The 23,933-nt window shown below is 61.6% G+C and carries 24 protein-coding genes; 14 read left to right on the top strand and 10 right to left on the bottom strand.

Going from position 1 to position 23,933, the window contains the following annotated elements; translation table 11 throughout:
• The first annotated feature begins 89 nt into the window (after positions 1 to 89).
• The 3 genes from betC to AC1RME_RS03300 all read left to right on the top strand — a co-directional run bounded on the left by betC (position 90) and on the right by AC1RME_RS03300 (position 4,199).
• Entirely contained in the window at positions 90 to 1,604 is a 1,515-nt protein-coding gene (gene betC, locus AC1RME_RS03310; RefSeq protein WP_096822399.1) for a choline-sulfatase, read from the top strand.
• Between the two features lie 16 nt (positions 1,605 to 1,620).
• Entirely contained in the window at positions 1,621 to 2,538 is a 918-nt protein-coding gene (gene choX / locus AC1RME_RS03305; RefSeq protein WP_096822398.1) for a choline ABC transporter substrate-binding protein, read from the top strand.
• 92 nt (positions 2,539 to 2,630) lie between these two features.
• Entirely contained in the window at positions 2,631 to 4,199 is a 1,569-nt protein-coding gene (locus AC1RME_RS03300) for a SulP family inorganic anion transporter (RefSeq protein WP_096822397.1), read from the top strand.
• A 7-nt stretch (positions 4,200 to 4,206) separates the two neighbouring features.
• Here AC1RME_RS03300 and aroE read toward each other — a convergent pair whose 3' ends face one another.
• A complete protein-coding gene (aroE, locus tag AC1RME_RS03295; RefSeq protein ID WP_096822396.1) occupies positions 4,207 to 5,028 on the bottom strand; it encodes a shikimate dehydrogenase in 822 nt (273 codons plus the stop codon).
• Between the two features lie 9 nt (positions 5,029 to 5,037).
• Entirely contained in the window at positions 5,038 to 5,952 is a 915-nt protein-coding gene (hemF, locus tag AC1RME_RS03290; RefSeq protein WP_096822465.1) for an oxygen-dependent coproporphyrinogen oxidase, read from the bottom strand.
• Between the two features lie 148 nt (positions 5,953 to 6,100).
• Between hemF and AC1RME_RS03285 the strand changes: the two genes are divergently transcribed.
• Entirely contained in the window at positions 6,101 to 7,078 is a 978-nt protein-coding gene (locus tag AC1RME_RS03285; RefSeq protein ID WP_096822395.1) for an NADPH:quinone reductase, read from the top strand.
• A gap of 49 nt (positions 7,079 to 7,127) precedes the next feature.
• Here AC1RME_RS03285 and tsaC read toward each other — a convergent pair whose 3' ends face one another.
• From tsaC to AC1RME_RS03270, 3 genes are all read right to left on the bottom strand, one after another.
• The gene (tsaC, locus tag AC1RME_RS03280; protein WP_096822394.1) at positions 7,128 to 7,685 is read right to left on the bottom strand and encodes an L-threonylcarbamoyladenylate synthase type 1 TsaC; all 558 of its coding nucleotides are present in this window, start codon (positions 7,683 to 7,685) and stop codon (positions 7,128 to 7,130) included.
• A 54-nt stretch (positions 7,686 to 7,739) separates the two neighbouring features.
• Positions 7,740 to 8,840 carry a DNA-processing protein DprA gene (gene dprA, locus AC1RME_RS03275; protein ID WP_493090459.1) on the bottom strand — a complete coding sequence of 367 codons (1,101 nt, stop codon included), beginning with the start codon at positions 8,838 to 8,840 and terminating at the stop codon, positions 7,740 to 7,742.
• A gap of 79 nt (positions 8,841 to 8,919) precedes the next feature.
• Entirely contained in the window at positions 8,920 to 9,945 is a 1,026-nt protein-coding gene (locus AC1RME_RS03270; protein ID WP_096822392.1) for a LysM peptidoglycan-binding domain-containing protein, read from the bottom strand.
• A 170-nt stretch (positions 9,946 to 10,115) separates the two neighbouring features.
• On the opposite strand from AC1RME_RS03270, the gene def reads away from it, so the two are divergent.
• The 5 genes from def to AC1RME_RS03245 are packed head-to-tail and all read left to right on the top strand — an operon-like array spanning position 10,116 to position 14,679.
• On the top strand, positions 10,116 to 10,622 hold the full coding sequence (gene def / locus AC1RME_RS03265; RefSeq protein ID WP_007954104.1) for a peptide deformylase: 507 nt from the start codon (positions 10,116 to 10,118) through the stop codon (positions 10,620 to 10,622).
• 56 nt (positions 10,623 to 10,678) lie between these two features.
• On the top strand, positions 10,679 to 11,638 hold the full coding sequence (gene fmt / locus AC1RME_RS03260) for a methionyl-tRNA formyltransferase (protein WP_096822391.1): 960 nt from the start codon (positions 10,679 to 10,681) through the stop codon (positions 11,636 to 11,638).
• Positions 11,635 to 12,945, top strand: a complete 1,311-nt coding sequence (rsmB, locus tag AC1RME_RS03255; protein ID WP_096822390.1) for a 16S rRNA (cytosine(967)-C(5))-methyltransferase RsmB — start codon at positions 11,635 to 11,637, stop codon at positions 12,943 to 12,945. The genes fmt and rsmB overlap by 4 nt, the downstream gene beginning before the upstream one ends.
• Positions 12,946 to 12,967: 22 nt before the next feature.
• Entirely contained in the window at positions 12,968 to 14,344 is a 1,377-nt protein-coding gene (gene trkA / locus AC1RME_RS03250) for a Trk system potassium transporter TrkA (RefSeq protein ID WP_007954108.1), read from the top strand.
• 20 nt (positions 14,345 to 14,364) lie between these two features.
• Positions 14,365 to 14,679, top strand: a complete 315-nt coding sequence (locus tag AC1RME_RS03245) for a tetratricopeptide repeat protein (RefSeq protein WP_096822389.1) — start codon at positions 14,365 to 14,367, stop codon at positions 14,677 to 14,679.
• Positions 14,680 to 14,730: 51 nt separating this feature from the next.
• On the opposite strand, the gene AC1RME_RS03240 is transcribed toward AC1RME_RS03245, so the two are convergent.
• Complete coding sequence (locus AC1RME_RS03240) at positions 14,731 to 15,618, bottom strand: lysophospholipid acyltransferase (protein WP_085713088.1); 888 nt, start codon at positions 15,616 to 15,618, stop codon at positions 14,731 to 14,733.
• A gap of 40 nt (positions 15,619 to 15,658) precedes the next feature.
• The gene (gene tag, locus AC1RME_RS03235; protein ID WP_007954111.1) at positions 15,659 to 16,216 is read right to left on the bottom strand and encodes a DNA-3-methyladenine glycosylase I; all 558 of its coding nucleotides are present in this window, start codon (positions 16,214 to 16,216) and stop codon (positions 15,659 to 15,661) included.
• Between the two features lie 81 nt (positions 16,217 to 16,297).
• Here tag and glyQ point away from each other — a divergent pair, with 81 nt between their 5' ends.
• From glyQ to AC1RME_RS03215, 4 genes are all read left to right on the top strand, one after another.
• The gene (gene glyQ / locus AC1RME_RS03230) at positions 16,298 to 17,251 is read left to right on the top strand and encodes a glycine--tRNA ligase subunit alpha (protein ID WP_003187265.1); all 954 of its coding nucleotides are present in this window, start codon (positions 16,298 to 16,300) and stop codon (positions 17,249 to 17,251) included.
• On the top strand, positions 17,248 to 19,302 hold the full coding sequence (gene glyS, locus AC1RME_RS03225) for a glycine--tRNA ligase subunit beta (protein WP_096822388.1): 2,055 nt from the start codon (positions 17,248 to 17,250) through the stop codon (positions 19,300 to 19,302). Before glyQ ends, glyS begins: the two co-directional genes overlap by 4 nt.
• Before the next feature lie 4 nt (positions 19,303 to 19,306).
• Entirely contained in the window at positions 19,307 to 19,846 is a 540-nt protein-coding gene (gmhB, locus tag AC1RME_RS03220; protein WP_164872121.1) for a D-glycero-beta-D-manno-heptose 1,7-bisphosphate 7-phosphatase, read from the top strand.
• 82 nt (positions 19,847 to 19,928) lie between these two features.
• The gene (locus tag AC1RME_RS03215) at positions 19,929 to 20,708 is read left to right on the top strand and encodes a lysophospholipid acyltransferase family protein (protein WP_096822387.1); all 780 of its coding nucleotides are present in this window, start codon (positions 19,929 to 19,931) and stop codon (positions 20,706 to 20,708) included.
• A gap of 158 nt (positions 20,709 to 20,866) precedes the next feature.
• On the opposite strand, the gene AC1RME_RS03210 is transcribed toward AC1RME_RS03215, so the two are convergent.
• Positions 20,867 to 22,408, bottom strand: coding sequence for a sensor histidine kinase (locus AC1RME_RS03210; RefSeq protein WP_096822386.1), 1,542 nt, complete (start codon positions 22,406 to 22,408; stop codon positions 20,867 to 20,869).
• A gap of 166 nt (positions 22,409 to 22,574) precedes the next feature.
• Between AC1RME_RS03210 and AC1RME_RS03205 the strand changes: the two genes are divergently transcribed.
• Complete coding sequence (locus AC1RME_RS03205) at positions 22,575 to 23,294, top strand: response regulator transcription factor (RefSeq protein ID WP_096822385.1); 720 nt, start codon at positions 22,575 to 22,577, stop codon at positions 23,292 to 23,294.
• 38 nt (positions 23,295 to 23,332) lie between these two features.
• Here AC1RME_RS03205 and AC1RME_RS03200 read toward each other — a convergent pair whose 3' ends face one another.
• Both AC1RME_RS03200 and AC1RME_RS03195 read right to left on the bottom strand, forming a co-directional pair.
• Entirely contained in the window at positions 23,333 to 23,524 is a 192-nt protein-coding gene (locus tag AC1RME_RS03200; RefSeq protein WP_493070399.1) for a hypothetical protein, read from the bottom strand.
• Positions 23,514 to 23,780 (bottom strand): hypothetical protein, encoded by a 267-nt coding sequence (locus tag AC1RME_RS03195; RefSeq protein ID WP_255261967.1) that lies wholly within the window; start codon positions 23,778 to 23,780, stop codon positions 23,514 to 23,516. Before AC1RME_RS03195 ends, AC1RME_RS03200 begins: the two co-directional genes overlap by 11 nt.
• Positions 23,781 to 23,933: the final 153 nt, after the last annotated feature.

Here is a 23,933-nt window from a genome sequence, read left to right as displayed (position 1 = left end):
CCGGCGCGGGCTTTACCGGATATTGCGGGGAATCCATGCTCGATCGCAGCAATGTCGCATAAATATTCACTATGGAATGCCGCGATCACATGAAGCGCAAGAACATTCTCTTCATCATGGCCGATCAAATGGCCGCGCCAATGTTGCCGTTCTACGGCCCGTCGCCGATCAAACTGCCGAACCTCAGCCGCCTTGCCGAACAAGGCGTGGTGTTCGATGCCGCGTACTGCAACAGCCCGCTGTGCGCGCCGTCGCGTTTCACCTTGGTCAGTGGCCAGTTGCCGAGCAAGATCGGCGCCTACGACAATGCCGCCGATTTCCCCGCCGACATTCCAACCTACGCCCATTACCTGCGCCGCCTCGGCTATCGCACCGCGCTGTCGGGCAAGATGCATTTCTGTGGGCCGGATCAACTGCACGGCTACGAAGAGCGCCTGACCAGCGACATCTATCCGGCCGACTACGGCTGGGCGGTGAACTGGGATGAGCCCGATGTGCGGCCGAGCTGGTATCACAACATGTCTTCGGTGTTGCAGGCCGGGCCGTGCGTGCGTACCAACCAGCTCGACTTCGACGAAGAGGTGGTGTTCAAGGCTCAGCAGTACCTGTTCGATCACATTCGAGAGGACGGCGACCAGCCGTTCTGCCTGACCGTGTCGATGACTCACCCCCACGACCCGTACACGATTCCCAAGGCGTTCTGGGATTTGTACGACGATGCGGATATTCCGCTTCCGACAACGCCGGATCAGCATTCACTCGACCCGCATTCCCAGCGATTGCTCAAGGTTTACGACCTGTGGGACAAGCCGCTGCCTGTGGATAAGATTCGCGATGCCCGTCGGGCGTATTTCGGTGCGTGCAGCTATATCGACGCCAACGTCGGCAAACTCCTGCAAACCCTCGAAGATTGCGGGCTGACGGACGACACCATCATCGTGTTCTCCGGCGACCATGGCGACATGCTTGGCGAGCGCGGGCTCTGGTACAAAATGCACTGGTTCGAAATGGCCGCCCGGGTGCCCCTGTTGATAAGTGCGCCCGGTCAGTTCAATGCAGGCCGTGTAGGCGCCGCCGTGTCCACCGCCGACCTGTTGCCGACCTTCGTGGAACTGGCGGGTGGCAGCCTGGAAGCGAATCTGCCGCTGGACGGTCGCTCGCTGGTGTCGCACCTGCAAGGACAGGGCGGTCATGACGAAGTATTCGGCGAATACATGGCCGAAGGCACCGTCAGCCCGCTGATGATGATCCGGCGTGGCGCCTTCAAATTTATCTACAGCGAAACCGACCCTTGCCTACTCTTCGATGTGGATAACGATCCACGTGAGCAGGAAGAACTCAGCCAATCACCGCAACATCGCCAGCTGTTCGACGATTTTCTCGCCGAAGCGCGGGCCAAGTGGGACATCCCGGCGATCCACCGCAAGGTGCTCGAAAGCCAGCGGCGCCGGCGCTTCGTCGCCGAGGCGCTGACCCTCGGCAAGCTGAAGAGCTGGGACCACCAGCCGCTGGTGGATGCCAGTCAGCAGTACATGCGCAACCACATCGACCTCGATGACCTGGAGCGCAAAGCCCGTTATCCACAACCCTGCCAAAACCAATAACGTTAAGGGGAAGTCCATGGTCAAGTTATCCACAATCGTGACGGTCAGCCTGCTGGCACTGGGCAGCGCATCCGCGTTCGCCGAGAGCTGCGACACGGTGAAAATGGCCGACCCCGGCTGGAGCGACATCGCCGCGACCAACGCCATCACCGGGTTTCTGCTGGATGGCATGGGCTACAAGGCCAAGGTCGACACGCTCGCGGTGCCGATCACCTTTGGCGGCTTGAAGGACGGTCAGGTCGACGTGTTCCTCGGCAACTGGATGCCGGCGCAGCAGGGCTTCTACGACAAGTTCGTGGCCACCGGCGACGTCACGCAACTGGCGAAGAACCTCGACGGCACCGAATTCACCCTGGCCGTACCGGATTACGTGTGGGATGCGGGTGTGCATAACTTTTCCGACCTGAACAAATTCGCGGACAAGTTCGAGAAGAAAATCTACGGCATCGGCTCCGGCGCGCCGGCGAACATCTCACTGCAAGAGATCATCAAGAAGAACGACTTCGACCTCGGCCAGTGGAAGCTGATCGAGTCCAGTGAGCAGGCCATGCTCGCTGAAGTCTCGCGGGCGGTGAAGAAGCAGAAATTCGTCACCTTCCTCGGCTGGACCCCGCACCCGATGAACGTGCAGCTGAAAATGCATTACCTCAAGGGCGGCGAGAAATACTTCGGCGACACAGGTAGCGTCTACACCCTGACCCGCAAGGGCTACGCCGAGGCCTGTCCGAATGTGGGTAAATTGCTGACCAATCTTTCGTTCACTCAGGAGATGGAGAACAGCATCATGGCCGAGGTGGTGAACAAGAAGGTCAGCAATGCCGATGCGGTGAAGGCGTGGATCAAGGCGAATCCGGGGGTTTTGGATAAGTGGCTTAATGGGGTGAAGACCGTGGATGGAAAAGACGCGTTGCCGGCCGTCAAAGCGAAACTCTAGCCCTCACACGGATCGTTCCTACCCAGGCGCGTTCGACGTCTCGACGTGGGAACGATCTGCGTACAATGCGCAAATTTCACCCGAGAGGATCCATGGCCCTCCCCAGCCGCCGCTCACTGTTTCCCTTCCTGACCTGGCTGCCCCGGCAGACCCGCGCCAGCGTCGGGCGGGACCTGGTCGTCGGACTCAGCGGCGCGATTCTCGCGTTGCCCCAGTCGATTGCCTACGCCCTGATCGCCGGTCTCCCACCCGAATACGGCCTCTATGCCGCGATCATCCCGGTACTGATCGCCTGCCTGTGGGGCTCGTCGTGGCATCTGATCTGCGGGCCGACGGCGGCGATTTCGATTGTCCTGTTTGCCAGTGTCAGCCCACTGGCCGTGCCGGCATCGCAGGACTACATCACCCTGATTCTGCTGCTGACCTTCCTCGCGGGGATTTTCCAGTGGTTGCTCGGCCTGTTGCGCTTCGGCGCGCTGGTGAATTTCGTCTCGCACTCGGTGGTGCTGGGCTTCACCCTCGGGGCGGCGGTGGTGATTGCCATCGGCCAGTTGCCGAACCTGCTGGGGCTGGATCTGCCGGCCAAGGCGACGGCGCTGGCCAGCCTGATGGATTTGCTGCGTCATCTCGGGGCTGTGGATAAACCGTCGCTGGCCCTCGGTGTCGCCACAGTGGTGATCGGTGCGCTGCTCAAACAATGGCTGCCGCGTTGGCCGACGCTGTTGATGACCTTGGTGCTCGGCAGCCTGGTGGTGTGGCTGTGGCCGGCGATGTTCGGCCATGTTCAGTTGGTCAGCGCTTTTGTCGGGCGTCTGCCGCCGTTCAGCGGGTTGCCGCTGGATATGGACCTGGTCCTGCGCCTGCTGCCCAGCGCCGTGGCGGTGGGTATGCTCGGGTTGGTCACCAGCCTGTCGATTGCCCGCTCGATTGCCGCACGCTCGCAACAGTTGCTCGATGCCAATCAGGAAGTCCGCGCTCAGGGGCTTTCGAACATTGTCGGGGCGTTCTTTTCGGGCTCGTTGTCCGCCGGCTCGTTCACCCGTTCCGGGCTGAGCTATGAGGCCGGGGCCTGTTCGCCGCTGGCCGGGGTGTTTTCGGCGTTGTGGGTGGCGTTGTTCGCGATTTTCGGTGCCGGGCTGATCGCGCACATTCCGATTCCGGCCATGGCTGGCAGCATTCTGTTGATCGCCTGGGGACTGGTGGATCATCGCGGCATTCGTGCGCTGTTGCGGGTCAGCCGGGCAGAGTTCGTGGTGATGGGCCTGACCTGCGTCGCCACTTTGCTGCTGGAGTTGCAGACGGCGATTTACGCCGGTGTGCTGGCCTCGCTGTTTTTCTACCTCAAGCGCACTTCGCAGCCGAGAGTGCAGCATTGGCGCGATGGCGAAGACGATGTGCTACGGGTCGGCGGCTCGATCTTTTTCGGCGCCAGCCACTACCTGCAAGTGCGCCTGCAACGGATGCACGGCGCGCGGGTGGTGATCGAGGCGCAGCAGATCAACTTCATCGACTATTCAGGTGTGGAAATGCTGCATCAGGAGGCCCGGCGCCTGCTGCGCCAGGATCGCAGCCTGACCTTGCGTCAGGCGCGACCGCAGGTGGTGGAGGAATTGCGCAAACTCGAAGGGCCGGAGAAATGCCCGATCCGCTTCGAGGACTGAAGGTGCCTTACAGCGCCAACTGCCGACGCAATTCCGCCAGAACCGGCGCAGTGTCCGGACGCACTCCGCGCCACAGGAAGAACGCCTCCGCCGCCTGCTCGGCCAGCATGCCCAACCCGTCCATCACCACGCCCGCGCCGTGCTCGCTGGCCCAGCGGCAGAACGCGGTCGGTTCCTTGCCGTACATCATGTCGTAGCACAGGGTCTTGCCCGGTTCGATCAGACTCGCGGCAATCGGCGGCACGTCGCCGGTGAGGCTGGCAGAGGTGGCGTTGATGATCACGTCCACAGGCTCGCGCAACCAGTCGAAACCGCTGGCCGACACCGGCCCCAGATCACAGAACAGTTCGGCCAGTAGCTCGGCCTTGTCCACCGTGCGGTTGGCGATGATCACCGAGGCCGGTTTCTCCGCCAGCAATGGCTCCAGCGCACCGCGCACCGCGCCGCCCGCACCCAACAGCAGAATGCGTTTGCCGGTGAGGCCGAACCCGGCGTTGACCGTCAGGTCCCGCACCAGCCCGGCACCATCCGTGTTATCGCCGAGCAGGCTACCGTCGGCGAGTTTGCTCAAGGTGTTCACCGCACCCGCGCGCTGGGCACGAGCGGTCAGGCTGTTGGCCAGGCGATAGGCATCTTCCTTGAACGGCACGGTCACGTTGGCGCCGCGACCGTCCTGGAAAAACGCCGTGGCACAGCCGGAAAAGTCGTCGAGCGGTGCCAGCAGGGTGCTGTAGTCGAGGCTCTGCCCGGTCTGTTCGGCGAACAGCTTGTGAATCATCGGCGACTTGCTGTGGCCAATCGGGTTACCGAAAACGACGTAACGATCCATCAGAAATCCTCAGGCCTGGGCCAGCCAGTCGCGATCTTGCAGGAAGTAGTCGGTCAGGCGCGCTTCTTCGCTGCCCGGCTCGGCCTTCCAGTCGTAGGCCCAGCGCACTTGCGGCGGCAGCGACATGAGGATCGACTCGGTGCGCCCGCCCGATTGCAGACCGAACAGGGTGCCACGGTCGTAAACCAGGTTGAACTCGACGTAGCGGCCGCGACGGAATTCCTGGAACTCGCGCTGCTTGGCGGTGAACGCATCGTTCTTGCGGCGCTGCACGATCGGCAGGTAAGCGTCGATATATGCATCGCCGATGGCGCGCATGAAGGCGAAGCTGGTGTCGAAGTCCCACTCGTTCAGGTCATCGAAGAACAGGCCGCCGATGCCCCGTGGTTCGTGGCGGTGCTTGATGTGGAAATAGGTGTCGCACCAGGCCTTGTAGCGCGGATAGACGTCCGGGCCGAACGGCGCGCAGGCCTGCTCGGCAACGCGGTGCCAGTGGATGCAATCTTCTTCATTGCCATAGTACGGCGTCAGGTCGAAGCCACCGCCGAACCACCAGACCGGCTCTTCACCTTCCTTCTCGGCGATGAAAAAGCGCACGTTGGCGTGGGACGTCGGCACATGCGGGTTGTGCGGGTGGATCACCAGCGACACGCCGAGGGCTTCAAAACCGCGGCCGGCCAGTTCTGGTCGATGGGCGCTGGCGGACGGTGGCAGGCCACTGCCGAAGACGTGGGAAAAGTTGACGCCGCCCTTTTCGATGACCGTGCCGTTCTCGATCACCCGAGTGCGACCGCCACCGCCGGCCGGACGGTTCCAGGCGTCTTCGACGAAGCGCGTGCCGCTGTCTTCAGTTTCCAGCGCGGCGCAGATGCGGTCTTGCAGGTCGAGCAGATAGGCCTTTACGGCGTCGGTGCGGGTCGTCATGGCATCACCTTGGATCGGGGCGTAACTGCGCGGCGCCCCGCGCAAATGGGCGCGTAGCATACCATCGCAGGCCGGCACGCCGCAGTTGACGAAGATCAAGCATGGGAGTTCGATAGGGGCCTTTCAGAACATCCCAAGGAGTAGGCAGATGGCCAAGCGAATCCAGTTCCGCGCCCACGGCGGCCCCGAAGTGCTCGAGTATGTTGACTATCAACCTGCCGAGCCCGGCCCGCATCAGGTTCGCGTAAGCAACAAGGCCATCGGCCTGAATTTCATCGACACCTACTACCGCAGCGGTCTGTACGCGCCACCGGCATTGCCGTCGGGTGTGGGCTCGGAAGGCGCAGGCATCGTCGAGGCCGTGGGCAGCGCCGTCACCCGGTTCAAGGTTGGTGACCGTGTGGCTTATGGCAGCGGCCCGCTGGGCGCCTACAGCGACGTGCATGTCTTGCCCGAAGCAAATCTGGTGCACCTGCCGGACGCCATCAGCTTCGAAACCGCTGCCGGCGTGATGCTCAAGGGCCTGACCGTGCAGTACCTGCTGCGTCAGACTTATGAACTGCAGGGCGGCGAAACCATTCTGTTCCACGCAGCGGCCGGCGGCGTCGGTTTGCTGGCCTGCCAATGGGCGAAAGCGCTGGGTGTGAAGCTGATCGGCACCGTCAGCTCGCCAGCAAAAGCCGAACTGGCCAAGGCCCATGGCGCCTGGGCAACCATCGATTACAGCCACGAAAACGTCGCCCAGCAGGTGCTGGAATTGACCGACGGGAAAAAAGTCCCGGTGGTCTACGACGGCGTCGGCAAGGACACCTGGCCGGCCTCGCTGGACAGCGCAGCGCCCCGTGGCCTGGTGGTGAGCTTCGGCAACGCATCCGGCGCGGTGGACGGCGTAAACCTGGGAATTCTGGCGGCGAAAGGCTCGCTGTACGTCACCCGGCCAACGCTGGCGACCTACGCCAACAACGCCGAGAACCTGCAACGGATGGCCGATGAGCTGTTCGGGATGATCACCAGCGGCAAGCTGAAAGTGGATATCAGCCAGCGTTACGCACTGGCGGATGCGGCGAAGGCGCAGACCGAGTTGTCGGCGCGGCGCACGACGGGTTCGACTGTTCTGTTGCCATAAAACCGATGGTGGCGGGGAGCAAGCTCCCCGCCACCAGGCTCTTCGGATTTCAGGACGGGCGCACAACCTTGCCGGTCGCCAGATCGCGAATCAGGCTCGGGTTCTTGCGCCCACCGAGCATTCCGCCCAGCACCAGATCGACCTGACCACGGAAATACTGCTCGACCCGCAAGCGACTCTTCGCCGCCGGTCGTCCTTGCGGATTGGCCGAGGTCGAGATCAAAGGCCCGACCAGCGAGCACAAGTCCCGCACTTGAGGATGATCGCTGACCCGCAAAGCCACGGTGTCATGCACCCCGGTCACCCACTCCGGCAACAGGTTCTGGTGCGGCACCAGCCAGGTGTTCGGCCCCGGCCAGGTACTGGCCATGCGATCGATCCAGTCCTGGGGGAAATCCTCGAACAGGAAATCGAACTGGCGAATGTTATCGGCGACCAGAATCAACCCCTTGTCCACCGAACGGTTCTTGATCGCCAACAGGCGATCCACCGCTTCTTCATTCCATGGATCGCACCCCAGCCCCCAGACGGCTTCGGTTGGATAGGCAATCACCGCCCCGGCGCGAATCTCTCGTGCGGCTTGTTGCACACGCCAACTGTTGACCATGAAAAACTCTCCGAAAACAGGTTTTGCGCAGTTTACCGATCTTCAATGTAAAACCTAGCTTACCCGCGCAAACCAGCGGCCGTTTTCGCACACCGCGCGGCCCTCCATCTCCAGTTCGGTCAATGCCGCCAGTACTTTTGGCAACGCCCAGCCACTGCTGTCGGCCAAGCCCTCGCTGGTGTGTGGCGCCGCGTGCAGCAGATGCAGCAACGGATTGTCCGTAGCCGGTGTAGTCGTGGATACCGACAAGTTCTGCCAGCCACGCAGGGCCTCGAGGATGTGCTCGATGGTTTCCACCAGCACCGCACCATCGCGGATCAGTTGATGGCAACCGCGCGCGCCGGGGTGATGGATCGAGCCCGGAATCGCGTACACCTCGCGCCCCTGTTCCGCCGCCAGTCGCGCGGTGATCAACGAACCGCTGGCCACACTGGCCTCGACCACCAGTACGCCGAGGGACAAACCGCTGATGATCCGGTTGCGCCTGGGGAAGTTGCTCGCCGTCGGCCCGGCGTCCAGTGGAAACTCCGAAATCACCGCACTGCCAGAGGCAATCATCGTGTCCGCCAGCCGCCGATTGCGCTGTGGATAAAATTTTTCCAGGCCAGTACCCAGCACCCCGACGGTTTGCCCGCCGACGTCGAGCGCAGCTTGATGCACGGCGGCATCGATGCCCAACGCCAGGCCACTGGTGATGACGAAACCGGCTCCGGCCAGGCTGCGGGCAAACGCCGTGGCGGTGTCCATGCCCGGACGTGAGGCACGGCGACTGCCGACCATCGCCAGCTGCGGTTTTTCCAGGATCAGCGGGTCACCGGCAACAAACAGCAGCGGTGGCGGATCGGCAATCTGCGCCAGCAATGCCGGGTAGTCCGGCTGGTCGAGCATCAGCAAATGCTGGCCCGGGCGCTCTAGCCAGGCCAATGCGCGGCCCGCACCGTCACGCACTTCAGGACAACGGCGAGCTTCGGCGCTCGCCACCGGCAAACCCAGCGAACGCCAGGCACTGGCCGGCGCACTGATGGCCTTGGAGGCGGAGCCGAACGCTTCGAGCAACCGGGCAAAACGTTTCGGGCCGATTTCCGGCAAACGGTGCAGGCGCAAACGCGCTTCCAGTTCCGCAGGGGAAACCGGCGTACAGACAGGCATCATCATGGATCATCCTTGATCGTTATAAGCCCCGAACCTTTCGGAACAAGCTGTGGATAAGTCTGTTGGTAACTTGTGAAGCCAGCTAAGGATTTCGCACCTTGTCCAGCACCGCCAGCGAGCGCGATGCGTTGAGTACAAGGCCGTAACTGAGTTTGTCGTAGGTGCGGAACACCATCAGCAATCCGGCGCGTTCATCGGGGATTTTCAACGGCTGGCCGGTGATCCGGTCACGCACGGTTTCCCCTGTTTTCATCACCACCAGCACGTTGCCTTCGGCCAGACCATCGCGTTTGCCCTTGTTCAGGGTCACCACGTCCATCGCGCCGATCTGCGTCACGCCGCGCGGAACATCGATGATCAGGCCTTTGATGTCGGTGGTGGGAGCGCTGGGCATGAAGGTCGAGTTGATGGAACGCTCTTCGCCGCTGAACAAACGGTCGCCGAGGCGCACTTCCTGGGTCGTGCGTTGCAGGGCGAGGGTGGCGACGTCGCCTTCGGTGGCGATGATCTCACCGCCGCCGATGTCGTCGGCGTTGATCCCCAGGAACTCCTTGCTCTGCGGATCGGTGTAGACCTTGCCCTGGCGGAAGATGCCGTAGACAGGCTGGTTCGGATCGAAATGGCCTCGGGCGAAGATCCGGTCACCGGTGCCACTGAGCACCCGCTCGGCATCGCCGGCAACGATGTACGGCGCCTTGTCGAAGTCCTCGACCTTGTCGACGATGCGGTTGCTCAGCAGAAAACTGTTGATGGATTTGAGCGGAATGCTCGGGATCGCTTCGGCCACCGGGCTGCTGCGGATCCGTGGCGACAGCTTGATGGTGCCGCGCGACGCCCCGCGATTGAGGGTCAGGCGGGGCTGGCCGTTGACGTAACTGAGCGTCAGCGTGTCGCCCGGATAGATCAGGTTGGGGTTTTCGATCTGCGGATTGGCCCGCCACAGCTGCGGCCACTGCCAGGGTTCGCGCAAATATTTACCGGAGATGTCCCAGAGCGTATCCCCTGAAACCACCGTGTATTGCTGTGGAAAACCTTCCTTGAGTTGCACTTGCCCGTGCGCGGCGCCGGCCGAGGCCAGAAACAGCAGGGCGAGTAGTGATTTCCTCATGCGGTGAATCCCTTTATTATGTGCGTTCGCGTGAAACGCCAGAGCCCCCGTGGCTCGCTCCCTGCTCTATGCTTAAAAGCAAGGAGCTACGTTTCACAACGGTAGCCTGCATCTTCGGACCCGCCAGGCCATCGACCCGACTTTACCTCACACGTGCAGCAATCAAGCTTATGGCCATTTTGAACATCCTCGAATTTCCGGACCCGCGTCTGCGCACTATCGCCAAACCTGTGGCTGTAGTGGACGACGAAGTGCGTCAGCTGGTCGATGACATGTTTGAAACAATGTATGAAGCGCCGGGCATCGGCCTTGCCGCGACCCAGGTCAACGTGCACAAACGTATCGTCGTGATGGACCTTTCCGAAGACCGCACCGAACCGCGGGTGTTCATCAACCCCGAGTTCGAATCGCTGACCGACGAAATGGAGCAATACCAGGAAGGCTGCCTCTCGGTGCCGGGTTTCTACGAAAACGTCGACCGCCCGCAGAAGGTCAAGATCAAGGCTCTGGATCGTGACGGCAAGCCTTACGAACTGATCGCCGAAGGCCTGCTCGCCGTGTGCATCCAGCACGAATGCGACCACCTCAACGGCAAGTTGTTCGTCGATTACCTGTCCACGCTCAAACGCGACCGGATCAAGAAGAAACTGGAAAAGCAGCACCGCCAGAACGCTTGATGCCCCTCTCCAAAGGCTTGCTGCGGCAAGCCTTTTTCTTTTTATGAGACTCCCCCATGACTGAGCCACTGCGCATCGTTTTTGCCGGCACCCCGGAATTCGCCGCCGAACACCTCAAGGCCCTGCTGGACAGCCCTTACGAGATCGTTGCGGTCTACACCCAACCGGATCGTCCGGCCGGTCGTGGGCAAAAGCTGATGCCGAGCCCGGTCAAACAGCTCGCCCTGGAAAACAATATCCAGGTGTTGCAGCCGCCGACCCTGCGCAACGCTGACGCTCAGGCCGAGCTCGCAGCGCTGAAGCCGGACTTGATGGTGGTGGTCGCCTATGGCCTGATCCTGCCGCAAGTGGTGCTGGATATTCCGCGCCTGGGCTGCATCAACAGCCACGCCTCCCTGCTGCCACGCTGGCGCGGTGCGGCGCCGATCCAGCGCGCTGTCGAAGCAGGCGACGCCGAAAGCGGCGTGACCGTGATGCGCATGGAAGCGGGCCTCGATACCGGGCCAATGCTGCTCAAGGTCGTCACCCCGATCAGCGCCGAAGACACCGGCGGCAGCCTCCACGACCGCCTCGCCGAGATGGGCCCGCCAGCCGTCGTGCAAGCGATTGCCGGTCTGGCCGCTGGCACCCTGGAAGGCGAAGTGCAGAACGACGACCTCGCCACCTACGCGCACAAACTGAACAAGGACGAGGCGCGCATCGACTGGAGCCGTCCGGCCATCGAGCTGGAACGTCTGGTCCGCGCCTTCAATCCATGGCCGATCACCCATAGCACGCTCAACGGCGAAGCGCTGAAAGTGCTGGCGGCGACACTGGCCGAAGGCAAAGGCGCACCGGGCACCATCCTCGGCGCCAGCAAGGACGGCCTGCTCGTCGCCTGTGGCGAACAGGCGCTGTGCCTGACCCGCCTGCAATTGCCCGGTGGCAAGGCGCTGAACTTCAGCGATCTGTTCAACAGCCGTCGTGAGAAATTCGCCACCGGCACGGTGCTTGGCGCAGCGGTGGACGCGCAATGAACCCGCGTCTGGCCGCCGCCAAGGCACTCGCCGCTGTCCTGAGCGGCAAGGCTTCGCTCAACAGCTCCCTGCCGACGCAACTGGACAAGGTCGAGGATCGCGATCGCGGCTTCACTCAGGACTTGGCGTTCGGCACCGCCCGCTGGCAGCCACGTTTGTCGGCGCTGGCGGAAAAACTTTTGCAGAAGCCGTTCAAGGCTGCCGACGCCGATGTCGAGGCGCTGCTGCTGGTCGGTCTCTATCAGTTGCTCTACACCCGCGTCCCGGCTCACGCCGCCATTGGCGAAACCGTCGGTTGCGCCGACAAGCTGAAAAAGCCGTGGGCCAAAGGTCTGCTCAACGCCGTCCTGCGCAACGCCCAACGCGAACATGAGGCGATCTTCGTCGAACTGGAGCGCGATCCGGTGGTGCGCACCGCCCACCCGCGCTGGCTGCAAAAATCCCTGAAGGCCTTCTGGCCTGAACAGTGGGAAGCCATCTGCGAAGCCAACAACGCGCATCCGCCGATGATCCTGCGGGTCAACCGCCGTCATCACAGCCGCGATGCCTACCTCGATCTGCTGACTGAAGCGGGCATCGCCGCGCAGCCGTGCACCTTCAGCCGCGACGGCATCATCCTCGACGCCGCCGCTGACGTGCGCAGCCTGCCGGGTTTCGCCGAGGGCTGGATCAGCGTGCAGGACGAAGCCGCGCAACTGGCCGCCGACCTGCTCGACCTCGCGCCGGGTCAGCGAGTTCTGGACGCCTGCTGCGCGCCGGGCGGCAAGACCTGCCACATCCTCGAAGCCGAACCGGCGCTGGCCGGCGTGGTCGCGGTGGACCTGGAAGCCAAGCGTCTGGTGCGGGTGAAGGAAAACCTCGAACGCCTCGGCCTGAACGCCGAACTGATCGCCGCCGACGGTCGCGACACGGCGGCATGGTGGGACGGCAAACCGTTCCAGCGCATCCTGCTCGACGCGCCATGCTCGGCCACCGGGGTGATCCGCCGCCATCCGGACATCAAGCTGACCCGTCAGGCCGACGACATCGCCGCCCTCGCGCAACTGCAAGGCGAGTTGCTCGACGCCATGTGGAAAACCCTCGAAGTGGGCGGCATCCTGCTGTACGCCACCTGCTCGACCTTGCCGACCGAGAACACCGAAGTGATCGCCGCGTTCCTGGAGCGCACGCCGGGTGCCCGGGAACTCGATCTGGCCACGCAGGCCGGGATCAAGCAGCCCCATGGTCGCCAATTGCTGGCCCAGCAGGGCGGGCATGACGGGTTCTACTACGCCAAGTTGATCAAGATCGCTGCCGCGCGCGGCTAAACGGATTCAATGGAGTGACGGGTTGAAAATCATCATCCTCGGTGCAGGGCAGGTCGGCGGTTCGCTGGCTGAACATCTGGCCAGCGAAGCCAACGACATCACCGTGGTCGACACCGATGGCGACCGTCTGCGCGACCTCGGCGACCGTCTCGATATCCGTACCGTGCAGGGCCGTGGCTCGTTGCCGAACATTCTGCGTCAGGCCGGTGCCGACGACGCCGACATGCTGGTGGCGGTGACCAACAGCGACGAAACCAACATGGTCGCCTGCCAGGTTGCCCACACCCTGTTCCACACCCCGACCAAGATCGCCCGAGTACGCGAGGCGTCGTACCTGACCCGCGAGGAACAACTGTTCCAGAACGAGGCGATCCCGGTCGACGTGCTGATCAGCCCCGAGCAAGTGGTCACCAACTACATCAAGCGCCTGATCCAGCACCCTGGCGCCTTGCAGGTGATCGACTTCGCCGAGGGCCAGGCGCAACTGGTAGCGGTGCGCGCTTACTACGGCGGGCCGCTGGTGGGCCAGCAACTGCGCCAGTTGCGCGAGCACATGCCGAATGTGGAAACGCGAGTGGCGGCGATTTTCCGCCGCGACCGACCGATTCTTCCTCAGGGCGACACGGTGATCGAGGCCGACGACGAAGTCTTCTTCATCGCCGCCCGTGAGAACATTCGCGCCGTGATGAGCGAAATGCGCCGCCTCGACGAAACCTACAAGCGCATCGTCATTGCCGGCGGCGGGCAGATCGGTGAGCGGCTGGCCGAGGCCATCGAAAGCCGTTACCAGGTGAAGATCATCGAGATGAACCCGGCGCGCTGCCGTTATCTCTCCGATACCCTCGACAGCACCGTGGTGTTGCAGGGCAGCGCTTCAGATCGCGACCTGCTACTGGAAGAGAACATCGCCGACGCGGACATCTTCCTCGCGCTGACCAACGATGACGAAGCCAACATCATGTCGTCGCTGCTGGCCAAGCGTCTGGGCGCGAAGAAGGTGATGACAATCATCAACAACCCGGCCTACGTCGACCTGATCCAGGGCGGTGACATCGACATCGCCATCAGCCCGCAACTGGCGACCATCGGCACCTTGCTGGCCCACGTGCGGCGCGGCGATATCGTCAGCGTGCACTCCTTGCGCCGGGGTGCGGCGGAAGCCATCGAAGCGGTGGCCCATGGTGATTCGAAGTCGAGCAAGGTCATCGGCAAGGCCATCGAAAACATCGCCCTGCCGCCGGGGACCACCATCGGCGCGATCATCCGCGACGAAGAAGTGATCATCGCCCATGACGACACAGTGATTGCCGCGGGCGACCATGTGATTCTGTTCCTTGTGGATAAAAAGCACATTCGCGACGTGGAGAAGCTGTTCCACGTGGGATTGAGCTTCTTCTGACCGACCAAGAGGCGAGACCGATGATCGAATCCCTGGAAAAAATGCTCGCCAAGGGTGTGGACAACTCTTTACTGCGCTTCGGTTTGGGCAAGGGTTATCTGGATCTGGGAGAAAACGCGAAGGCGGCCGAGCATTTCCAGCGTTGCGTCGGCTTCGATCCGAAATACTCGGCAGCATGGAAACTGTTGGGCAAGGCGCAGTTGGCGCTGGGTGATCTGGCGGCTGCACGCCAAGCGTGGGAGCAGGGGCTGGAAGCGGCCCGGGCCCACGGCGACAAGCAGGCCGAGAAGGAAATGATGGTGTTTCTGAAGAAGCTGGATCGGCAAAAGCCGTAACGGCTGTGGATAACCCGTGTTGTCAGGTTATCCACAATTGCACATCGCCGATCAGTACCAGCGCGCCTCACCCGGCGGACGCTTCTTGAAGCGTTTCATGCTCCACATGTACTGGCTCGGATAAGCCGCCACATAACGCTCGACCACCTGACTCATCGCTGCGCAGGAGGTTTCGGTGTCGGTGCTGTACATCGCTTCCGGCGCTGCTTCCAGAATCACCTTGTAGCCGGAACCGTCCGGCAGACGCAGGGCATGCAGGAACACCCCGACGGCCTTGCCACCGGCGAGCATGTTCGGCACGAACTTGCTGGTCAGGGCCTGGGTCGCGAAGAACGGCACGAAGATCCCGGCGGATTCAGCTGGCTCCGGGTCCGCGGGAATCCCCACCTGACCGCCCTTGCGCACTTCCTTGATGACGCTGAGGATGCCTTCCTTGGTCGACGCCGCCACGCGGTTGCCCAACTGCACCCGCTGCTTGCGCAGCAATTCATCCACAGCCTTGAGCTTCGGCGGACGATAGAAAATGATCGGTTTGCACTGGCTGCAATAGAAGTGGTTGAGCACTTCCCAGTTGCCGAGGTGGCTGGTGATGCCGACCACGCCTTTGCCGGACGCCAATGCGTCCTTGAGGATGTCGAGGCCCTCGACTTCGCGCACCAGGTCAATGGAACGCTGGGCCGGCCAGATCCAGGCGCAGGCGCTTTCGGTCAGGGACTTGCCGATGTCTTTCAGGCTCTGGCCGACCAGACGCTCACGTTCAGCCGGGTCCATCTGTGGAAAACATTTGGCGAGGTTGATCCGCACCACATCGCGGGAACGGTTGGGGGTTTTCCACATGATCCAGCCGATCGCCGAACCCACGGCCTGCACGGCCCGCCACGGAAGCAGGGCAAACAGCCGCAGAGCGCCAACCAGCATGGCGCCTTTAAACTTTTCCACAGGTCACTCCTGATCTTGTGCTGTGCGCGAGGCGGCCATTCTAACCGGCGTTGACGAGCTGCGCGTAGCGGTCGCAGTCCTGAGTGTGATCCATGACCATCCCCGAGGCCTGCATCAGCGCATAGCAAATGGTCGGACCGACGAAGGTGAAACCGGCCTTTTTCAGGCCTTTGCTCATGGCCACGGCTTGCGGGGTGATCGCCGGGACTTCGCTGCGGTCCTTGAAATGATTGATCACCGGTCGGTTATCCACAAACGACCAGAGGAAGGCCACCGGATCCTCCAGCGCCAGCCACGCCTGGGCATTGCGCCGGGCGGCATTGAGCTTGAGGCGGTTGCGGATGATCCCCGGATCGAGCATCAATTCATCGATTTCTGCGTCGCTCATCTGCGCCACGCGCTGTACGTCGAAGCCGAACAACACCTCGCGATACCGCTCGCGTTTACGCAGCACGGTGATCCACGAAAGCCCGGCCTGGAACCCTTCGAGCAAAAGCAACTCGAACAATCCCTGCGCATCGCGTAGCGGCGTGCCCCACTCCTGATCGTGGTAAGCCATGTACAGCGGATCTTCGTTGCACCAAAAGCAGCGTGGCATAAGGCTCCAGGGGGTGGAGGTGCGACTGAATCGGGTATACTCCCGCTCTTTAAATCGCAGCCCAAGAAACAGGTGAATTTCGTGAGCCAGCCTACGCCAGCCGTGCGTACCTTCCAAGACTTGATCCTCGCGCTCCAGCAATACTGGGCCGAGCAAGGTTGTGTGGTACTTCAGCCCTACGATATGGAAGTAGGCGCCGGCACTTTCCACACCGCGACATTCCTGCGTGCCATCGGCCCGGAAACCTGGAACGCCGCTTACGTACAGCCAAGCCGCCGTCCGACTGACGGCCGTTACGGCGAAAACCCGAACCGTCTGCAGCACTACTACCAGTTCCAGGTAGTCCTGAAGCCGAACCCGGACAACTTCCAGGAACTGTACCTGGGCTCCCTCAAGCATGTCGGCCTGGACCCGCTGGTCCACGACATCCGCTTCGTCGAAGACAACTGGGAATCGCCGACCCTCGGCGCCTGGGGTCTGGGCTGGGAAGTCTGGCTGAACGGCATGGAAGTGACCCAGTTCACTTACTTCCAGCAGGCGGGCGGCATCGAGTGCTACCCGGTGACCGGCGAGATCACCTACGGTCTCGAGCGTCTGGCCATGTACCTGCAGGGCGTGGACTCGGTCTACGACCTGGTCTGGGCTGACGGTCCGTTCGGCAAAGTGACCTACGGCGACGTGTTCCACCAGAACGAAGTGGAGCAATCCACCTACAACTTCGAACACGCCAACGTCGACAAGCTGTTCGAACTGTTCGACTTCTATGAAAGCGAAGCCAAGCGCCTGATCGAACTCGACCAGCCGCTGCCGTTGCCGAGCTATGAAATGGTCCTGAAGGCCTCGCACACCTTCAACCTGCTGGATGCACGCCGGGCGATCTCGGTGACCGCGCGTCAGCAATACATTCTGCGCGTGCGCACCCTGGCGCGTTCCGTCGCCCAAGCCTACCTGCTGGCTCGCGCCAAGCTGGGCTTCCCGATGGCAACCCCGGACCTGCGTGACGAAGTACTGGCCAAGCTGGAGGCTGCACAATGAGTGCTCAAGATTTTCTGGTTGAACTGGGCACCGAAGAACTGCCACCCAAAGCCCTGAACACCCTGGCCGAAGCGTTCCTCGCCGGTATCGACAAGGGCCTGCAAGCCGCCGGCCTGAGCTACGAGACCAAGACTGTCTACGCCGCGCCGCGTCGTCTGGCTGTGCTGATCACCGCGCTGGCCACCCAGCAGCCGGATCGCAGCATCAACCTCGACGGCCCGCCACGTCAGGCCGCGTTCGATGCCGAAGGCAACCCGACTCAAGCGGCACTGGGTTTTGCCAAGAAGTGCGGCGTCGAGCTGAGCGAAATCGACCAGAGCGGTCCGAAACTGCGCTACAGCCAGAACATCGCCGGCAAGCCGACCGCCAGCCTGCTGCCGACCATCGTCGAAGACTCGCTGAACGACCTGCCGATCCCGAAACGCATGCGTTGGGGTGCACGCAAGGAAGAATTCGTGCGTCCAACCCAGTGGCTGGTGATGCTGCTCGGCGACCAGGTCATCGACTGCACGATCCTCGCGCAGAAGGCTGGCCGTGAATCCCGTGGCCACCGTTTCCACCACCCGGAAAACGTGCGCATCGGTTCGCCGTCGAGCTACCTGGCCGACCTGCGCGCCGCTTACGTGCTGGCCGACGCCAACGAGCGTCGCGAGATCATCAGCAAGCGCACCGAAGAGCTGGCGACCCGTCAGGAAGGCACCGCGATCGTGCCGCCGGCGCTGCTCGACGAAGTGACCGCGCTGGTCGAGTGGCCGGTGCCGCTGGTGTGCTCGTTCGAGGAACGTTTCCTCGACGTGCCGCAGGAAGCGCTGATCACCACCATGCAGGACAACCAGAAGTACTTCTGCCTGCTGGATGCCGACGGCAAGTTGCTGCCACGTTTCATTACCGTGGCCAACATTGAATCCAAAGACCCGCAGCAGATCGTCGCCGGTAACGAGAAAGTGGTTCGCCCACGTCTGACCGACGCCGAGTTTTTCTTCAAGCAGGACAAGAAGCAGAAGCTCGAAGCGTTCAACGATCGCCTGCAGAACGTGGTGTTCCAGGAAAAACTCGGCAGCGTCTACGACAAGGCCGAGCGCGTTTCGAAACTGGCCGCGTACATCGCCGCACGCATCGGCGGCAACGCTTCGTGGGCTGCCCGTGCAGGTTTGCTGTCCAAGTGCGACCTGGCCACCGAAATGGTCGGCGAGTTCCCGGAGATGCAAGGTGTCGCCGGCTACTACTACGCCCTCAATGACGGCGAGCCGGAAGACGTCGCCCTGGCGCTGAACGAGCAGTACATGCCACGCGGTGCCGGCGCTGAACTGCCTGCCACCCTGACCGGTGCGGCCGTGGCCATCGCCGACAAGCTCGACACCCTGGTCGGCATCTTCGGCATCGGCATGCTGCCGACCGGCAGCAAAGACCCGTATGCCCTGCGCCGTGCGGCACTGGGCGTGCTGCGGATCCTGATCGAGAAACAACTGGATCTGGACCTGAACGACGCCGTGGCGTTCGCCGTGAATGCGTTCGGTGCCAAGGTCAAGGCTGCCGGCCTGAACGACGCGGTGCTGGAATTCATCTTCGACCGTCTGCGCGCCCGTTACGAAGACGAAGGCGTAGATGTCGCCACCTACCTGTCGGTTCGTGCCCTGAAGCCGGGTTCGGCGCTGGACTTCGACCAGCGTGTGCAAGCGGTTCAGGCCTTCCGCAAACTGCCGGAAGCGGCAGCGCTGGCGGCGGTGAACAAGCGTGTGTCGAACCTGCTGAGCAAAGTGGAAGGCTCCGTGCCGACCGACGTTCAGGCCAAGTACTTTGACAACGCCAACGAGTTCTCGCTGTACTCGGCGATCCAGCAAGCGGACCAGGCTGTACAGCCAATGGCCGCGGCGCGTCAGTACAACGAATCGCTGGCACGCCTGGCTGCCCTGCGCGAGCCGGTCGACGCGTTCTTCGACGCCGTGATGGTGAATGCCGAAGACGCCAACGTGCGGGCCAACCGTTACGCGCTGCTGGCGCGTCTGCGTGGCCTGTTCCTGGGCGTTGCCGACATTTCGCTGCTGGGTTGAGGGATTGCTGTTGAAACTGCTGATTCTCGATCGGGACGGAGTGATCAATTACGACTCCGACGCTTACATCAAGTCGGTGGAGGAGTGGATTCCGCTGCCCGGCTCGATCGAAGCGATTGCGCAGTTGAGCAAGGCCGGCTGGACGGTGGCGGTCGCCACCAACCAGTCGGGCATTGCTCGCGGCTACTACGACCTCGCCACTCTCGATGCCATGCACGCGCGCCTGCGCGAACTGGTGGCGGAGCAGGGCGGTGAAGTCGGGCTGATCGTGTATTGCCCGCATGGGCCGGACGAGGGTTGCGATTGCCGCAAGCCGAAACCGGGAATGTTGAAAACCATCGCGCAGCACTACAACGTGGCGCTGACGAATGTCTGGTTCGTCGGCGACAGCCTTGGTGACCTGGAGGCCGCCAAAGCCGTCGATTCACAGCCCGTTTTGGTAAAGACCGGGAAAGGCGAAAAGACTCAGGCCAAGACCTTGCCGGTCGGCACCCTGATTTTTGACGATCTGGCGGCGATTGCCGCAGAACTTATCCACAACTAGAGTACTTCTGAAGTTCCTGACCAGGGATTGATCGGGAGTGCGCTTGAACAGTCGGGCATCGCCCGTAACGGTAAACGTCGCCATGTCGATACTGCAGGCCATCAGAATCTTCCTCTTTTACCTGCTGCTGGGCACCACGTCCCTGCTGTGGTGCAGCCTGAGCTTTTTTATCGCGCCCTTTCTGCCGTTCAAGGCGCGTTATCGTTTCATCAACGTGTACTGGTGCCGTTGCGCCTTGTGGTTGACCAAGGTGTTCCTCGGTATCCGTTACGAAGTCAAAGGTGCGGAAAACGTGCCTGACCGGCCCTGCGTGATTCAATCGAACCACCAGAGCACCTGGGAGACATTCTTTCTCTCCGCTTATTTCTCGCCCTTGAGCCAGGTGCTCAAGCGCGAATTGCTGTACGTGCCATTCTTCGGCTGGGCCATGGCCATGCTGCGGCCGATCGCGATTGATCGCGACAACCCGAAAGCTGCGCTCAAGCAGGTCGCGGCAAAGGGTGACGAGCTGCTCAAGGACAATGTCTGGGTGCTGATCTTCCCTGAAGGCACTCGCGTTCCCCACGGCACCATCGGCAAGTTCTCCCGCAGTGGCAGCGCATTGGCGGTGAATGCGGCGCTTCCGGTGCTGCCGATTGCGCACAATGCCGGCAAGTTCTGGCCGAAAATCGGTTGGGGTAAAAAACCGGGTGTGATCACTGTGGTTATCGGTGAGCCGATGTACGCCGAAGGCACTGGCCCACGTGCCATCGCCGATTTGAACGACCGTGTGCAAGCGTGGAACGAGCAGGCGCAGCGGGAAATGGGTTCGCTGCCACCGGCTCCGCAGGCACCTTCTGCCAACGATCAGGTGGTTGTCTGAGATTTTGTGGATAACCTGTGTACGGATTGTTGGAAAAGCGTCGAAATCAAAGATTAAGTGACTGATTTACTTATATATTTCTGAAGCTGATAAATCACCGTAAAAGGTGCATAAGTTTTTTTCGGAAGTAAGAAAACCGGCTGATATAGCCGGTTTTTTTATGCCTGCTCTTCAGCGATCAGCGGCAGCTCAAGACGGAATGTGGTGCCCTGATCGATGACGCTGATGCATTCGATCCGCCCACCATGGTGATCCACCACGGCCTTGACCATCGACAGCCCCAATCCCACGCCATCGATGCCTTGAGCCGAAGAAAAACGGCGGTACTGGCTGAACAGATCGGGCAGGTCTTCAGCCCCGATACCTTTGCCCTGATCGGTCAGTTCGCAATGCAGCCAGTCATCGTGGCATCGAACGCACAACCTGACCGTAGACCCGGCCGGGCTGTACTTGATCGCGTTTTCCAGCAGATTGAACAGCGCCCGGGTCAGCAGGCCCTGGTCCGCCAGCACCAGACGTTCCTGGGATTGATCATCCATATCGTTCAGCAGTTCGATACGCTTTTGCTGGGCGATGGGCAGTGCCTGGTCCAGTACGTCCATCACCAGCATCGCAAACAGACTCGGCTGGAACTGATACGCCTCGGATTCGGCCCGGGCCAGTAAAACGAATCCATCGGTGAGTTCCAGCGCTCGACGCACCTGGCGTTCGATCTGCTCGAACAGCGGTGAATCCGTTCCAGCCTGATGCCGGTGGACGTCGAGCAGGGCGAGGATCGCTGAATGCGGCGCTCGCAAGTCATGGGACAGAAAGCGCAGCAGCACACCGCGCTGTTCTTCGGCGGCGCGCTCGGCACTCAGGTCGGTCAGGCTCAACAACCAGCCAATCGGCGTGTCACCGTCCACCGGCAACAACGCCGCACGTTCGAGGCGCAGGCTGCGCTCCTTGTGGTCACGAAACTCCAGCAGAGGCAGCTCAGATAGCGGCGGGCGTGGCTCTGTGGACAACTCTGGATAACCCAGGCTTGCCAGCTGATCGAGGACGTCTTCGCCCACCAGATTGTGATCGAACAGGTTCCGGGCCTTGCGATTGCCCAACAAGACCTGTCCTCGAGGATCGCTGATCAGCGTTGCGACCGGCAGATACTCCAACCCATCGGCAATGAAGCGGCGAGTATCGCGGGTGCGGCTCATGGCTTGTTCAAGGGCCATGATCTGTCCCTGCAAACGGTCAGCGCTGGGGAACTGCGCCCGGCGCCGTTCAGGAAACACCTTCGGTTCACTGTCCAGCCGCGACAACTCCCAGCCGAAGTAGGTGAGCACCACACTCAGGCGCCGCCAGTTCCAGATCAGATAACCGAACAGCATCCCCAGCGCCGAAGGCGTCGGCGACCACCAACGCCGCATTTCAGCCAGGCCGGCACTGGTCAGCAGCACGCAGGCAATCCCGCCGAGCGTCACCCAGATCGCCAGACGCGGTCGCCACAGCAGCAACCCCAGCACGCAAGCCACCAGAGCGACCGACACCATCGCGCCGGCGACTGGCGCCGGATCATGCAGATTGACCTGCGCACGCCACGACAACAATGCAGTCAGCGGCAACAGCACTAGACTTATCCACACCCACTCGCGCACCAGTTGCCGAAACAGGCGTTGAACCTGACTTTGCACACGGCTTTCGTGGCGGCGTCGGTTAATCATGGAAAACAGGGCAGGGCGGGTTGAATGGTTTCATAGGCGACAGGTCTGAGGACGTAGACCCGAAGAATCATAGCGGCTCGCCCCATGGTGTGCCGCTTACTTTCACTGCTTTGGTCGAACCGCCGGTGTCGACCACCCATTACCCAAGCGACAAGGAATCCCGCGTATGCGCGTTGCGATACTGGACGATGAACCCGCCGAACTGCGCCGGGTCGAGCAGACCCTGCAACAGATGGCCGAGGCCGGTGAACAGCCCTGGTCACTGCACAGTTTCGAACGCGGAGAAGACCTGCTGCGGCAACTGCGCCGGGAAACCTTCGACCTGCTGATCCTCGACTGGCAACTGCCCGACCTCACCGGCCTGGCGCTGCTGCGCTGGACCCGAGAGCACATGGAGGCGCCACCGGCGGCCATCATGTTGACCAGTCGCGATGGTGAGAGCGATATCGTTCAGGCCCTGAACGCCGGGGCTGACGATTACGTCAGCAAGCCTTTTCGTCCAAACGAGTTGAAGGCTCGAGTCACCGCCGTACTGCGCCGGCACAGCCATCAACGCCCGAGCGTGGCCAATGTTCTGCGTTTCAATGATCTGGTGTTCGACGACGCCGAGCTGACCGTCACCCGAGAAGGCAAACCAATCATGATGACCGAACGCGAGTACCGGCTTGCGCATTGCCTGTTCAGTAACCTCGGCCGACCTCTGTCACGGGACTATCTATACGAAAGATTCTGGCCCCACGAAGAAATGGCCTCGTCGCGACCACTGGATACCCACATCTATCGCCTGCGCAACAAGCTCGGGCTGACGGCGGATCGGGGTTGGCAGTTGCTGACGATTTATGGGTATGGGTATCGGTTGGAGAGTGTGGTGTCAGTCACCCCTTAAGTCGGGAGCAGTGGGGCCCTGACTTCCTCATGTTTAAATCACTCATCCGAAGATGGGTCTCTAAGTCTTTTCGCTGCGGATTCAATTTGTTTGATGCTGCTTTCCGGGACCGGGAGATCCTCAGGCATTGTGCCCCCCAGCTCAGCAATGGTTTCCCTGACTTTCCTGCCAACCTCAAAGTGCACCTGGTTGGCATTCTCTTTTCCCTGAACGTTGTCACTAGCAGGCATAGCGCGAAAGCTTTACATCCTGTAACTCCCTTTGAGCACCAGAACCAATAGAAACCATTCCGAGCGAATCCTCGAAATGGTCTTCGACTTCCTGACCACTGTTTTGACAAGCTTCTTTGGCCCGGGCCAAAACCGGTAGAAAATGCCGATATTCTGAGTACTCAAGCAACTTGGCCAAGCGCCGTGCGGACCAATATTCCGCACCTTGCTGATCAGTCATTTTCAGCTCTTCAAATGACTCGTGTCGCTCATTCATCTCAAAATCTCCCAGCTGGCCGTTAAGTATTGAGTGCAATTCCAATAGTTACTGTTTTGCTTTTGCACAGCCAGCAGGGACTTATCTGCTAACAAAAAGCCCCTGTTGACGCTCTGTCAGCAGGGGCTTCAGTTCCATCCGAAATCTGAAAGG

This window comes from Pseudomonas sp. GW822-FHT03F08, assembly GCF_058801265.1.
Note: the sequence above shows the minus strand (reverse complement) of the source record. Positions and strands in the feature narration are given on the sequence as shown.